This window comes from Actinomadura sp. NPDC000600 (assembly GCF_040492135.1).
GTDB lineage: Bacteria > Actinomycetota > Actinomycetes > Streptosporangiales > Streptosporangiaceae > Spirillospora.
Map to the genome: position 1 here is coordinate 1 of NZ_JBEUPD010000044.1, position 13,575 is coordinate 13,575.

A 13,575-nucleotide genomic window follows, 5' to 3' on the forward strand; every position below is an offset into this window, starting at 1 on the left:
CACGTCGACATGCACGCCTCCTACGTCCTCAACGCCGACGGGACGGTCTCCCGCTCCAAGGACGACAACCAGGACACCGACCTCAGCTAGGGCGGGGCGTCCGCGCCGGGCCACGCCGGGCCCGGATCGAGCTGGGTGCGGAACGCGTCGGTGTCCAGCTGCGTCCTCTGCGGCTCCGACGGCCACACCGGCTCCGGCGCCGGCTCGGGGGCCTGCCGGGTCGGCGGCGCCGGGGCGGGGGGCTCGGGCGCCGGGGGAGGCGCGATCCGCGGCGGCGGCACGTCCGAGCCGAACGGGTCCGGCGCCGGCGCGGGCGCGGCGGGCCGCTGCTCGTACCGGGGCGGCTCGGGCCGCCCCTGCTCGTGGTGGGCGCTCGGCTCGGGCGGCGGCGAGGACGGGCCCGGGAACTGCGGCGGCGACACCGGCGGCGACACCGGAGGGGGCGGGGGCGCGTACTGGAAGGGCGGCTCCGACGGGCCCGGCGAGGCATGCGCCGCCGGGGCGGGCGGTTCGGGCGCGGCGGGCGGCGGCACTGGCGGGGCCGCCGGGGGAGGGGCGGGCGCGACCGCGGGCGGCGGGCCCGGGGCCTCCTGCGCGGGCTCGGGCACCGGCGCGACCGGCAGGTCGCCACCGGAGGAGGCGCGCTCGGCGGCCATGTGGGCGCGGGCGGCCTTGATGATGTCCCACGCCGACAGCTCGTCGGTGGACGGCGGGGTGTGCATCGCCGGGGACGTCAGCTCCGCCGCGACCGCCTGCGGCACCGCGAACCCCGTCGCCGGCGGCGGCACCTGCGCCAGCCGGCACCACGTCAGCCCCAGGGTGTAGGTGGTGGCCAGCAGCGCGGCGAGGGCGTCGGAGTCGTCGCTGCGCAGCGCGTCGGGGAGGCGGCCGTCGCGCGGCCACAGCGACCGCAGCGGGTTGGCCGGGTCGGTCAGCACCGCCTGCAGGGTGCGGGCGCTGTCGGCGTCCAGCCAGCGCTGCAGCGCCGGCAGCGCGCCCGGCGCGGCCTGCAGGTCGGCGGCCAGCACCGCGATCCCGGCGCGGCGGACCTCGTCGTGGCTGCGTCCCGCCGCGGCCGGGCGCGGCCCGGTCAGCCCCGCGACGATCTCCTGGAGGTCGTACAGGGCCAGGCGCAGGTACTCGCCCGGCGCGGTGTCGCGCACCATCGGGGTGGCGAACTCGGCGGGGCAGCGGCGCCGCCACTCCTGCACGATCGCCTCGGGCCCGTACCGGACGGTGGCCATGTCCTGGTTGACCATCCGCAGCGACGCCGCGGTGACCGCGGCGAGCGCGTCGGCGCCGGGACGGAACCGGGGGTCGGCCTGCAGCCCGGCGGCGACCTCGTACATGACGCGGGCGATGTGGGCGGCGCCGCCGCCGTCGCCGGCGCCGAGCCGGTGGACGTAGTAGCCGGCCAGGGTGCCGAAGTCGGGCGGCATCATCCAGTGCAGCTGCTCGGCCGAGGTCGTCAGGAACGGGATGAACGACTCGATCAGGGGGTGCTCGGTCAGCACCACGGGGGATCCCGCGCACCACAGCAGCGCGCCCCACGCGGCGGCGACGGTGCTGGGCGTGCCCGGCTGGAACATCGGGTCGCGCTGGGCGAACTGCTGCGGGTTCACCGCCAGCGCGGTGGTGAGGGCCTGGGAGATGCGGGCGACGACGGCGGTGTCGGGGACGGGCCCGAGGAACCCCAGCGGCGCGACGCGCCCGGCCGCGAGGTCGGGGCCGGTGGGGAACAGCTGCGGCGGGACGGGCGGCGTCCCGGCGCCCTGGGGCGCGGGGACGGCGACGCGGCGGTCCTCGAACTGCGCGGGGGGCGGGCAGGGGTGCCAGGTGCCGTCCAGGCCGCACCGGTACCAGCGACCCCACGCCCCGTACAGCCACCACTCGCCGGCGCCCCACAGCATCCGCGCGGCGATCTGCGCCGCGCGGTCGGCCGGCTGGGCGGTCTGCCACCACGGTGAGGCCACCAGCTCGCGCACGTTGCCCTCGACCGAGGCGAACAGGTCGCCGCTCGGGCCCCCACCGGTTCCGCCGGGCCCCGCCCCGGCCGCCTGCCAGCTCATCCGGCGAATAGTAGTAGCAGCGGGCGTTCCGTCCGGCATCGCCCGCGTTACGGACCGGTAGCCCTCCATCGACGTGTAAGGAGCGTTATGGAAGGATGCTCATTAGCCCGCCGGGAGCGGGCTCGGCGGCACACCGCGCGACCCGGGGGTGAGGATGGACGGCGCCGCACGGACCCGCGCCTGGGGCCTCGGCCTGGCGCTGTTCTCCTCGGTGTGCTTCGGCGCGTCCGGACCGTTCGGCAAGGCCCTCATCGAGGCCGGGCTCGGCCCCCTGCAGGCGGTGTGGTTGCGCATCGCGGTCGCCGCGCTGGTCCTGGCGCCGCTGCCGTTCCTGCTGCGCGGGCGGGCCGCCGTCCGCGGCCTGCGCCCACACCTGCCCGCCCTGGCCCTGTACGGGCTGACCGGTGTCGCCGGCTGCCAGGCGTTCTACTTCGTGGCTGCCTCCCGCCTGCCGGTCGGCGTGGCGATCCTGCTGGAGTTCAGCGGCCCGGTCATCGTGCTGGCGTGGCTGCGGCTGGTGCGCCGCGCCCCGGTGCACCGCACCGCCGCCGCCGGCGTCGCGACCGCCATGGCCGGCCTCGCCCTGGTCGTGCAGGTGTGGACGGGCCTGTCGCTCGACCCGGTCGGCCTGGCCGCCGGGCTCGGCGCCGCCGCCTGCCAGGCCAGCTACTTCCTCATCGTCGACCGGCTGACCGGGCAGGTCGACCCGCTCGTCATCACCTCCGCCGGAAGCGTCGTCGCCGCGCTCGCCCTCACCGCCCTGGCCGCGCCGTGGACGCTGCCCTGGCAGGTGCTGCCCGCCCCCGTGCCGGTCGCCGGGCACGCCGCGCCCGGCTGGGCGCTGGTCGCCTGGATCGGCCTGGTCAGCACCGTCCTGGCCTACCTCACCGGCGTCGCCGGACTGCAGCGGCTGTCGGCGCAGGTCGGCGGCGCCATCTGCTACACCGAGGCCGTCGCCGCCGCCCTCATCGCCTGGGCCGCGCTCGGGGAGCGCCTCACCGCCGCGCAGATCACCGGCGGCGCGATCGTGCTCGCCGGCGCCTACATCGCCCAGCGCGCCGCCGTCGCCCACCCCGAGGTCCTGAACGCCGCCGCCACCGCCCCGGCCGACGTTCCGCGGGACGGCGGGCGGGAGGCCGCGCGGGACGGCGGGCCGGGCACGCGGCCCCGGACCGCCGCCCTGCCCCCGTGACCCGCCCTGGACCGCCTCCGGAGCCGGGTCAGGCGTTCTCGCGGCGGAAGCGGCGGGCGCCCAGCGCCACCGACGCCACCAGCAGCACCGCCGCGACCAGCGCGCCCTCCGCGACCGCCGCCGACGCATAGTCGCCCAGGAACGCCGCCCGCGCGGCGTCCACCGTGTACCGGAACGGCGTGAACCGCGACACCGCGTCCAGCCAGCCCGGCGCCAGGCTCATCGGCAGCAGGAGCCCCGACAGCAGCATCAGCGGCAGCGTCACCGACGTCAGGATCGGCGCGAACGCGTCCTCGCTGCGCGTGCGCAGCGCCACCACGTACGACAGGGACGCCACGCTCACCGCCAGCGCCACCACCAGCAGCAGCCCGACGGCGATCCCGCCCGCCGGGGCCCGCAGCCCCAGCGCCAGCCCGACCGCCACGACCACCGCCGCCTGGAACCCGACCACCACCGTGTCGCGCAGGACCCGCCCCAGCAGCAGCGCGGACCGGCTGGCCGGGGTGACCCGCAGCCGGTCCACCACCCCCGACCGCAGGTCCGCGATCAGCCCGAACCCGGCGAACCCGGCGCTGAACATCGACAGCTGTATCAGCACGCCCGGCACGAAGACCTGCCAGGCGCTGCGCGCGCCGAACCCGCGCACGTCGACCAGGTCCGACAGCAGCGGTCCGAACAGCACCAGGTACAGCATCGGCTGGATCGCGCCGAACACCACCGCGACCTTGCTGCGCAGCGTCTGCCGCATGTACCGCAGGAAGACCAGCCGGGTGTCGGACGCGACCCGCCTGAGAGCGGCGGCCCGCCCGGGCGCCGCGGAAGGCGCGGACGGGATGACAGAAGCGGTCGGTTTGAGAGACATGGGGGAGACTCCTGAGTTCAGGCCGCTTCGCGCAGCGACCGGCCGGTGATGGTGAGGAACACGTCGTCCAGCGTGGGGCGGGCCAGGTTCAGCGACGCCAGCTCCACCCCCGCACCGTCCAGCGCGCGGATCAGGGACATCAGCGCCTTCTCGCCGTCCTCGACGGTCAGCCGCAGCGTCGCGCCGGTCACGGCTGCCTCGCGGACGGCCGGGTGCGCCGACAGCGCCCCGCGGGCGGACTCGACCCCGGCCGGCTCCGCCAGCTCCACCGTGACGACGTCCCCGGCGACGCGGCGGCGCAGCTCGGCGGGCGTGCCCTCGGCGACGATGCGCCCCCGGTCGATGATCAGCAGCCGGTCGCACAGCGCGTCGGCCTCGTCCAGGTAGTGCGTGGTCAGGAAGACCGTCGTGCCGTCCCGGTCGCGCATGGCGCGGACGTGGTCCCACAGGTTGCCGCGGCTCTGCGGGTCCAGGCCGGTCGTCGGCTCGTCCAGGAACAGCAGCGGCGGGCGGTGCACCAGCCCGAGCGCGATGTCCAGGCGGCGGCGCTGCCCGCCCGACAGCGACCCGGCCGGGCGCGGCCCGAGGCCCTCCAGGTCCAGGCGCGCGCACAGCGCCGCGATCCGCGCCGACCGGTCGCGCACCCCGTACAGGCGCGCCTGCAGGTCCAGCTCCTCGGCGACCGGGACGCCCGGGTCGGTGCCGCCGCCCTGCGCGACGTAGCCGATGTGCCGCCGCACGCCCGCCGGGTCGGCGCGCAGGTCGCGGCCGGCGACGGCCGCGGTCCCCGACGTCGGCGCCAGCAGCGTCGTCAGCATCCGCAGCGTCGTGGTCTTCCCGGCCCCGTTGGGGCCGAGGAACCCGACGATCTCGCCGGGCGCGACCGACAGGTCCACGCCGCGGACGGCCTCGACCGTCCCGTTCCGGCCGGTGAAGGTGCGGGCGAGCCCGCGGGCCTCGATCACGATGACCTCCTCTGAGAACGACGCCGCTAGCGTAACCCCAAATTTGCAGTCGCTCCAAGTTTTCAGTGACACCAGTGAAGGTATATTCCTGGGCATGGCTGAGGACCACGTCCCCGAGGTCGAACCGGAACTGGGGCTGCGGGAGCGCAAGAAGCGCGAGACGCGGCGCCGCATCGCCGACATCGCCACCGGCCTGTTCATGACCCGCGGCTTCGACAACGTCACCATCGCCGACGTCGCCCGCACCGCCGACGTGTCGGTCAACACCGTCTTCAACTACTTCCGGACCAAGGAAGACCTGTTCTTCGACCGGCAGGACGAGATCATCGAGGCCGCCGCGCGCGACTTCCGCGACCGCCGCCCCGGCGAGGGCGCCGTGGCGCTGTTCCGCCGCCGCTTCTTCGAGGGCCTGGACGCCCGCTCCTACCACACCGCCTTCCACGAGGGCTCGGAGGTCTGGACCCGCACCGTCCGCGACAGCCCCGCGCTCCTGGCCCGCCAGCGCGAGATCGGCCGCCGGGCCCAGGACCGCCTCGCCGACCTGATCGCCGAGGCCACCGGCGCCGACCCCGACGACATCGCCCCCCGCGCCGCCGCCGCCATGATCTTCGCCGTGCAGAACACGCTGGTCGAGCAGATCGCTGACCGCAAGGCCGCGGGGGAGACCCTGCAGGAGATGGCCGAGGACGTCTACGCCGCCGCGGCCCGCGCCTTCGACCTGCTCGAACACGGCCTCGGCCGCTACGCCGCCGCGCCCGGCCCCGCGACCGCCGACACCTCCGCAGCGGGCCCGCCCACCGGAAATTGAGTGTCGAGGCGCTCCCGATCATTCCTACACTCCATGGTTGCGGAGGCCGACAACCATGGACACCCCCACACTCCTTGACCACCTGCACGACCACGACACCGCCCTGAGCCTGCCCCGGGGCGCCTCCCTGCGCTGGGACGACGCCGACCTGCACCGCGCCGCGCACACCGGCGACCCCGAGGGCTACGCCCTGCTCGGCGTCGCCCCCGGCGTGCGGCCCTGGCAGCGCGCCCGCGTGCTGCTGCAGATCCTGGCCGCCACCCAGGCCGGGCTCGACGACCGCACCCGCGCCGTGCAGGCCCGCGTCGCCCGCGTCCTGACCCTCGGGCTGCCGCCCGCCCACGTCATCACCGTCCTGCTCGCCCTGCGGCGGCTGCGCGCCAACCACAAGCACACCACCCGCACCGCGCTGCGGTTCGTCCTGGAGCACCCCGCCGCCGACGCCCTCATCGCCGCGCGCCGCCCCGCCCTGCGCGACTGCTTCGAGCACGCCCTCGGCGCCGCCACCGCCCGCGGCTGCGCCCGCCGCATCGCCGGCGGCGACACCGCCTCCGACTACCTCCAGCGGCGCCTGCTGCGCTTCCTCACCGACCCCGCCGCCGCGCCCGCCCGCGTCCAGGCCCTCTACCACCCCGCAGACGCCGCCTCCGGCCCCGCCGCCGTCCCCGCGGCGCCGGGCGAACCGGTGCTGCCCGTCGACACCGTCCGCGAACGGCCCGCCACCATCACCGCGACCAACCGCGGCGACATCGCCGCCGCCCTCGTCCACCTGTACCGGGGCGGGCCCGCCGAGGACCTCCACGCCGCCCTCGCCCGCCACGTCGGCGCCGCCGCCGCGGCCTTCCCCCGCTTCGGCGGCACCGTCGCTCTGGTCATGGACGCCTCGGCGTCCATGCGCGGCTACGGCGACCGCGAATGGGCCGCCCTGTCCCAGGCCGCCGCGCTGCGGATGGTGCTGTCGGAGGTCTGCGCCCGGCTGGAGGTCATCGAGACCGGCGGCGACGAGCGCTCCCCGCGCGGCGCCACCGACCTGGCCACCGCCGTCCTGGACGCCCTCGGCACCGGCCCCGACCTGGTCGCCGTCGTCTCCGACGGCTACGAGAACGTCTTCCCCGGAGACCTGGCAAGGGTCGCCGCGAGCCTGCCGCGCGCCGGCGTCACCACCCCCGTGGTGTTCTGCCACGCCATGTTCACCGGCAGCGACGACCTGACGCTGCGGCGCCCCGCCCCGTCCCTGCCCCAGCGCGGCTTCTGGCACCAGGACGACTTCGCCGAACTGCTGCCCTGGATGTTCGGGCACTGCGCCGCCGGCGAGCCCTGGCTGCGCGCCGCCCTGCACGACCGCCTCGACGCCCTCGACCGGCAGGCCGACACCCTCACCGCCCGCCTGGCCGCCTGAACAGGCCCGGCCGCCTGAACCCGCCCGTGCGCGGACGCGCCGCACCCCGCGCACGCCGCCGCACCACCTCCCCGAAAGGGAGCACCGCATGACGCAGACGACGGAGCTCGAGACCCTCGTCCCCGGCCCCGGCAGCCTCGCCGGGCACCGCCTGGGCACCCCGCAGCAGGCCGGCGCGCTCACCATGGTGCCGGTCTCCGGGCCCGCCCACCGCGGTTTCGTGCCGCCCCGCACCGGCCTCAAACTGTCCCGCGTCGTCGGCTACGGGCAGGTCGAACTCGCCAACCGCGCCGACTCCGGCGTCGCCATCGTCCCCCTGCACATCGGGTACATCCAGGACCGCGCCCAGAACCACGCCCTGTGCCGGTCGGCGCTGCTGTCCGCCGGGCAGACCCTGCGCTTCGACGACGCCTGCTGCGTCCAGCAGAGCCAGGGCGGCCACCTCGGCGAACGCGACCAGTGGTTCTTCGTCCTGCCGCTGGAACTGCGCGCCCGCGCCCTCGAAATGCGCGGCGCCGCCGACTACGGCAAGCTCTGGGGCGACATCGCCGCCCTCAACGCCCGCCACGGCCTCGCCCGCCGCGGCCACCTGGAGCAGATCCTGTCCCGCCGGCGGGCCGTGCTGACCCGGTTCCAGTCCCGCCTGGAACTCCAGCCCGGCCAGGTCGGCGCCCTGTTCCTGCTCTCCGGCCGCTTCGCCGGCCTGGAGATCGCGCCCGACCCCCGCTACTTCGCCGAGATGTGGACCGCGCTGGTCTGCTTCGCCTACGGCGTCGCCGCCTGGCACGCCGAACCCGCACCGCCCGACCCCGCGCCCTACGACCTCGCCCACCGCGAGGACGGACGGTTCGAGGACGGACGGTTCGAGGACGGACGGTTCGAGGACGGACGGTTCGAGGACGGGCCGTCCGCGGCGGGGCTCGCCGGGGTGCGCGGCGCGCTGGACCGCGACCGCTCCGCCCGCCTCGCCGAGATCGGCGACCGGCTCGCGGCCGCCCCCGCCGGCCCCGTCGAACTCCGCGAGGAGGAGCGCCACCTCGACCTGCGGCTGTCCACCGTCACCGGCCCCCAGCTGGCCGGGCAGATCGTCACCGACGGCGACCGGACCGTCTACGCGTCCCTGTTCGCCCGCTGAAGCGGCGCCCGCGGCCCCGGGCCGCCCCGAAAAAAAGGGGGTTGCCCCGGGGGCGCGTCACCCACTTGAATCGGAGCCGCGGGAACTGTGCCGGGCACGTCGGGCCGAACCCCGATTCCAGATCCGGGAAACGCGCGATGCTCGAACCATCGTCAAGGCGATTGTGATCCCGACGCGGCGCCGGCCGCCTGTCCCGCCCCGTCCAGGTAAGGCTCCAGAACCGACCTCACCTGCGGCGGCATCTCCTTCTTGGCCTTGGACGCCGGGTCGATGAACACGTGCCGCACCTCCCCGTCGGCGATGAGCCGCCCACCCACCCGGAACACCGGGCGGACCACCATGCTCGTCGTCCCCAGATGCGCCACCGGCATCGACACCTCCAGCAGCTCGTCGAACCGCGCGCCCTCCCGGAACCGGATCCGCGCCTCGGCCACCACCAGGTCGTAGCCCTGCTCCACCATCTGCGCGTAGTCGCCGAACAGCTCCCGCCACATCTCCGTCAACGCCACGTCGTAGAAGAACAGGTAGTGGCCGTTGAACACCACCCCCTGCTGGTCGCACTCGCTGTACCGGACCCGCAGGCGATGCGCGAAGGTCTCCGTCATACCCGGCATTCTGCACCGCCGGCCGACCCATAAGCATCGCTTCTGGACAGGAGAAGAACCCTCTCTTGGACTTCTGGAGCGCGGCGGACGAGCATGGAAGGCGCCGACCCGAACGAACTGGGAGAACGCCATGACGGAATACGAGAAGGCCATGCGGCCGGAGGACATCACCCGCCTGTTCGTCGAACGCTCCAACGCCGGCGACGCGGCCGGCGTCGCCGCCCTCTACGAGGAGGACGCGGTGCTGGCCTACCCGCCCGGCTCCCAGACCGTGGGGCGCGACGCGATCCGCGAGATGTGGGAGAAGGTCCTGGCCGCACGCCCCCGCTTCGAGCCCGAGGAACCGCTCCCCACCCTGGTCAGCGGCGACCTCGCCCTCACCTCCACACCGCCCAGGGACGGGGCGGGGGCGCGCACGCAGGTCGTCCGCCGCCAGCCCGACGGCAGCTGGCTGCGCGTCCTGGACCAGCCGGAGTTCGTCCCGCCGCCCGGAGCCGGGACCTAGAACCCCGGCCACAGGGTGGGAGCATGGCCCCGTGACTGCGAGCGATAGGCGATCACGGGTCGTCGGGACGGTGCTCGGCTCGGCGGTGGGGGATGCGCTCGGGGCGCCGTTCGAGTTCGGCCCGGCAGGGGCGTTCTCCAAGAAGTACCCGCCTGGTCACGGCGACGAGATGCGGGCAGGCGGCGGCTGGGACCGGGGCGAGGCCACCGAAGACACCCAGATGGCGGTGCTGGTGGCCCTGTCGCTTCTGGAACGCGGCGGGCTCGACCTGCCCGACATGTTCGCCAGGTTCCAGCGGTGGGCCGCAGCGGAGCCGAAGGACATCGGCCTCCAGACCGAGAACGTCCTGGCCGGCGGCCACCCCTGGGACCTGGCCGCGGCCCGTCATTTCCAGAGCACCGGGCGCGCCGCCGGGAACGGCTCGCTCATGCGGGCCTCGACCTCGGCGGTGTACTTCGCGCCGGCGGGCAGGGCGGCCAGCATGGACGCGGCCCGGCGGATCGCCGCGCTGACCCATGGCGACCCGGCGGCGTGGGAGGGCACCGCGATCTTCCACGACCTGGTCCGCGCCGCGCTGGACGGCGCCGACCCGATCGCGGCGCTCCCGGAGGTGCTGCCGCACGTCCACCCCGACCACCGCGACAGGTACGCCAGGGTCCTGTCCACCGGCTGGCACCCGGACGACGCCACGGAGTTCAACGGAGCCGTCTGGCCCTGCCTCGCCTCCGCCGCCTGGGCCGTCAGAACCACCGGCTCCTTCGAGGAGGCGCTGCGTGCGGCCATCGACCTCGGCGGCGACACCGACACCGTCGCCGCCGTGACCGGCGCCCTGGCCGGCGCGGTCTACGGGCAGGAAGCGATACCCGAACGCTGGACCAGGGCACTGCACGTCCCGCTCCCCGGGTTCGACCGGGTACTCAGGCCCGCGGAACTCGCCGGCCTCGCCCTGTCACTCGCCGCGGCGGGAGCGGCAAGCGGCGAAGGGTAGAAGCTCGACGGCCGCGCCTTCGCGTTGACGACCACGGGCGACCAGCCCGTCGGCCGGGGCCTAGGGGCCCGGCCAGATCGGGTAGTCGACGTAGCCGCGGGCACCGCCGCCGTAGTGGGTGGCCTCGTCGCTGCGCGCCGTGCCCTGGCCCAGCGCGAACCGGGCGACCAGATCGGGGTTGGCGATGAACGGCCGCCCGAACGCCACCGCGTCGGCGATCCCCGCCTCCACCACCGCGTTCCCCGACTCCCGGCCGAACCCGTGGTTGGCGACCAGGGGACCGCCGAACAGCTTGCGGTACCGGGCGAACTCGTCGAAGTCCGGCGTCGCGCCCGGCTCGGTCAGGGCCCGTCCGCGCAGATGCAGATAGGCCAGGGGACGCGTGCCCAACTCCGCCACGAGGGAGTCGTAGGCGGCGAGGGCGCCCTCGTCGGCCGTGTAGGGGTAGTCGCCGCGGCGCGCCCCGGGCGAGGCGTCGTGGACGGTCCAGTACGGCGACAGCCGCACCCCGGCGCGCCGCCCGTCCCACGCCGCCGCCACCGCGTCCACGACCTCCAGCAGCAGGCGGGCGCGGTCGGTCCCGTAGGCGTCGGCGCGGCGGTTCAGGCGCGGGTTGAGGAACTGCGCGAGCAGGTAGGTCCCGTTCGCCGCCACCTCCACCCCGTCGAACCCCGCCCGGCGCGCCCGCGCGGACGCCGCGCCGTAGTCGGCGACCGTCCGCTCGATCTCCGCGCGCGTCATCTCCCGGGGCGTGACCGTCGCCCTGGGGCCCGCCGCGGTCCAGCATTCCTCGCCCGGATCGACCGCGGACGGCCCGCCGGGCCGCGCCCCGCCCAGGTGGTCGGGATGGGAGTGGGCGCCCGCGTGCCACAACTGCAGCACGATGCGCCCGCCCAGCGCGTGCACGACATCGGTGACGCGCCGCCACCCCTCCACCTGCCGCTCGGTGTAGACGCCGGGGACGCCCGGCGCCCCGATCGCCCGCTCGCCGACCCACGCCGCCTCGGCGATGATCAGGCCCGCGGTGGCGCGCTGCCCGTAGTAGGCGGCGTGCAGGTCCGTCGGAACCAGGCCGCGGCCGGACGCGCGGGCCCGCGTCAGCGGCGCCATCACCACCCGGTTGGGCAGCTCCAGGTCCCCGAGCGCCACCGGCCGCAGCAGCGGCTGCGCGCCCGGCTCGCTACCCTGGTCGTGTCGGATCATCTGTCTCCCGTCTCCCCGCCGTCGTCGTCTCTCGGATGCCACGGAGCAGACGGAACGCGGCACGGAAAGGTGACCGATGGACGACCGACTCGCCGAACGCTTCGAGGCGCACCGCGCGGTACTGCGCGCGGTCGCCTACCGGATGCTGGGCTCACCGGGCGAGACCGACGACGCCGTCCAGGAGGCGTGGCTGCGGCTCCAGCGCACCGACCCCGCCGGCATCGACGACCTGGAGGCGTGGCTGCGCACCGTCGTGGCCCGCATCTGCCTCGACATGCTCCGCACCCGCGCCTCCCGGCGCGAGGAGCCCTACGGATGGCGCTCGCCCGTCCAGCCGCACGACGGCGACCCCGAGACCGAGGCCGTCCTCATCGAGTCGGTCGGGCGCGCGATGCTCGTCGTCCTGGACACCCTCGGCCCCGCCGAACGCGTCGCCTTCGTCCTGCACGACGTGTTCGCCGTCCCCTTCGACCAGATCGCCCCCATCGTCGAGCGCACCCCGGCCGCCGCCAAGAAGCTCGCCAGCCGCGCCCGCCACCGCGTCCGCGGCACCACCGCCGCGCCGGCGCGCGACCTCGCCGAGCAGCGCCGCGTCGTCGAGGCCTTCCTCGCCGCCGCCCGCAGCGGCGACCTGGACGCCCTCCTCGGCGTCCTCGCGCCCGACGTCGTCCGCCGCGCCGACCACGCCGCCCTCACCCCCGGCCGCCCCGCCGTCCTGCGCGGCGCCGACCCGGTCGCCCGCGAGATGCAGCTGTTCGGCCGCCGCGCCCGGTACGCCGGACCCGCCCTGGTCGACGGGACGGTCGGCGCCGTGGTCGCGCCGCACGGCCGCCTCCTGCTCGCCCTGGCCGTCACCGTCCGCGGCGGCCGCGTCGCCGCCTACGAGATGATCGCCGACCCGGCCCGCCTCAAGGCCCTCGACCTCGCCGTCCCCTGACCGGGGGGTCGGCACGGGCCCGGGGCGAGGCCGGGCGGGCCGGACGGCCCGCCCGACCCGCTCGGCTAGTCCCCGGGCATCACCGTGAAGGCGAACCCGGCACTGGTCGGACGCCGCAGCGAGATGCCGCACTTGATGCGGCGCAGCACCTCGTTCCTGCTGAGGCCGAGCCCTCGCGCGATGAGCCGGTCCGGGCGCACCGGCACCGGATCGTCGAAGGCGACCTCCACCCGGACCGGCCACGCCTCGTCGAGGCGCTCCGGCGGGGTGTGCAGCCGCCAGGCGCCCGTCCAGTCCAGGGTGAACCGGTTGCGCCGGGCGAGCAGCGGATCCAGCAGCCGGGAGGCCACCAGCCGCGGATCGTTGACGCGGTAGCCGTGGAGCTCGGCCGGATCGAAGGAGCCGACCGGGGTCCGCTCGTGCACGGTGAGCTTGGCGGTCCGATCGCACGAGACGCAGCGGACCAGCAGCCACACGTCCAGCAGCTTGCCGTTGGCGTTGACGCGGAACCTGCCCTCGCCGGTGGTGGCCGACTCCGAGCGGCAGTCGGCGCACCGCAGCGACAGCAGGGGCAGCCTGGTCCGGCGGACGACCCAGGGCAGCACGATATGAGGTTGTGAAGACATGAGCTCTCAAGACCTGACACGAGGCCGATTGCGCGCGGCCTCGAACGCTGAACGACCGGGCGCGCTAGAGGGCAGCCCGGCGGAACCGACGAGTCGTCGGCTACAGGTGAGCGGAAGAAGGTGTCAGGTCTAAAGAGCAGGCGGGGTCACGCGGGTCTGTCCTCTGTCCTCACTGCGATGGGCCGAGGGCAACCTACGGGAACGCGGAAGGAAGGCTCAAGCGGTTTTCCGGCCGCGCAAGCGCCGGCGACGGGCGGCAGGCTCCGCGTCAGCCCCGGCCG

13 protein-coding genes are annotated in these 13,575 nt (G+C 75.6%); 7 read left to right on the top strand and 6 right to left on the bottom strand.

Annotation, left to right across the window (positions count from 1 at the left end):
- Window positions 1-86: 86 nt before the first annotated feature.
- Window positions 87-2,069 carry a hypothetical protein gene (locus ABWI07_RS38170; protein ID WP_353821512.1) on the bottom strand — a complete coding sequence of 661 codons (1,983 nt, stop codon included), beginning with the start codon at window positions 2,067-2,069 and terminating at the stop codon, window positions 87-89.
- Between the two features lie 154 nt (window positions 2,070-2,223).
- On the opposite strand from ABWI07_RS38170, the gene ABWI07_RS38175 reads away from it, so the two are divergent.
- Window positions 2,224-3,261, top strand: a complete 1,038-nt coding sequence (locus ABWI07_RS38175; RefSeq protein ID WP_149258492.1) for an EamA family transporter — start codon at window positions 2,224-2,226, stop codon at window positions 3,259-3,261.
- Window positions 3,262-3,289: 28 nt separating this feature from the next.
- On the opposite strand, the gene ABWI07_RS38180 is transcribed toward ABWI07_RS38175, so the two are convergent.
- Window positions 3,290-4,123 carry an ABC transporter permease gene (locus ABWI07_RS38180; RefSeq protein ID WP_353821513.1) on the bottom strand — a complete coding sequence of 278 codons (834 nt, stop codon included), beginning with the start codon at window positions 4,121-4,123 and terminating at the stop codon, window positions 3,290-3,292.
- Window positions 4,124-4,140: 17 nt separating this feature from the next.
- Window positions 4,141-5,088 (bottom strand): ATP-binding cassette domain-containing protein, encoded by a 948-nt coding sequence (locus tag ABWI07_RS38185; protein WP_353821514.1) that lies wholly within the window; start codon window positions 5,086-5,088, stop codon window positions 4,141-4,143.
- Window positions 5,089-5,182: 94 nt separating this feature from the next.
- Between ABWI07_RS38185 and ABWI07_RS38190 the strand changes: the two genes are divergently transcribed.
- From ABWI07_RS38190 to ABWI07_RS38200, 3 genes are all read left to right on the top strand, one after another.
- Window positions 5,183-5,896 (top strand): TetR/AcrR family transcriptional regulator, encoded by a 714-nt coding sequence (locus ABWI07_RS38190; RefSeq protein WP_149258489.1) that lies wholly within the window; start codon window positions 5,183-5,185, stop codon window positions 5,894-5,896.
- 55 nt (window positions 5,897-5,951) lie between these two features.
- The gene (locus ABWI07_RS38195; RefSeq protein ID WP_353821515.1) at window positions 5,952-7,295 is read left to right on the top strand and encodes a hypothetical protein; all 1,344 of its coding nucleotides are present in this window, start codon (window positions 5,952-5,954) and stop codon (window positions 7,293-7,295) included.
- An 88-nt stretch (window positions 7,296-7,383) separates the two neighbouring features.
- Window positions 7,384-8,430 (top strand): ARPP-1 family domain-containing protein, encoded by a 1,047-nt coding sequence (locus ABWI07_RS38200; RefSeq protein ID WP_353821516.1) that lies wholly within the window; start codon window positions 7,384-7,386, stop codon window positions 8,428-8,430.
- 152 nt (window positions 8,431-8,582) lie between these two features.
- Here the strand turns inward: ABWI07_RS38200 and ABWI07_RS38205 are convergent, their stop codons facing one another.
- Window positions 8,583-9,035 (bottom strand): acyl-CoA thioesterase, encoded by a 453-nt coding sequence (locus ABWI07_RS38205; RefSeq protein ID WP_160160872.1) that lies wholly within the window; start codon window positions 9,033-9,035, stop codon window positions 8,583-8,585.
- Window positions 9,036-9,165: 130 nt separating this feature from the next.
- Between ABWI07_RS38205 and ABWI07_RS38210 the strand changes: the two genes are divergently transcribed.
- Entirely contained in the window at window positions 9,166-9,540 is a 375-nt protein-coding gene (locus ABWI07_RS38210; RefSeq protein WP_353821517.1) for a YybH family protein, read from the top strand.
- 31 nt (window positions 9,541-9,571) lie between these two features.
- A complete protein-coding gene (locus ABWI07_RS38215; protein ID WP_353821518.1) occupies window positions 9,572-10,528 on the top strand; it encodes an ADP-ribosylglycohydrolase family protein in 957 nt (318 codons plus the stop codon).
- Between the two features lie 60 nt (window positions 10,529-10,588).
- Here the strand turns inward: ABWI07_RS38215 and ABWI07_RS38220 are convergent, their stop codons facing one another.
- Window positions 10,589-11,731, bottom strand: a complete 1,143-nt coding sequence (locus ABWI07_RS38220; protein ID WP_353821519.1) for an alkene reductase — start codon at window positions 11,729-11,731, stop codon at window positions 10,589-10,591.
- Window positions 11,732-11,807: 76 nt separating this feature from the next.
- Here ABWI07_RS38220 and ABWI07_RS38225 point away from each other — a divergent pair, with 76 nt between their 5' ends.
- Window positions 11,808-12,668 carry a sigma-70 family RNA polymerase sigma factor gene (locus tag ABWI07_RS38225; protein WP_353821520.1) on the top strand — a complete coding sequence of 287 codons (861 nt, stop codon included), beginning with the start codon at window positions 11,808-11,810 and terminating at the stop codon, window positions 12,666-12,668.
- A 65-nt stretch (window positions 12,669-12,733) separates the two neighbouring features.
- Here the strand turns inward: ABWI07_RS38225 and ABWI07_RS38230 are convergent, their stop codons facing one another.
- The gene (locus ABWI07_RS38230) at window positions 12,734-13,273 is read right to left on the bottom strand and encodes a DUF1062 domain-containing protein (protein ID WP_353821521.1); all 540 of its coding nucleotides are present in this window, start codon (window positions 13,271-13,273) and stop codon (window positions 12,734-12,736) included.
- Window positions 13,274-13,575 lie beyond the last annotated feature (302 nt).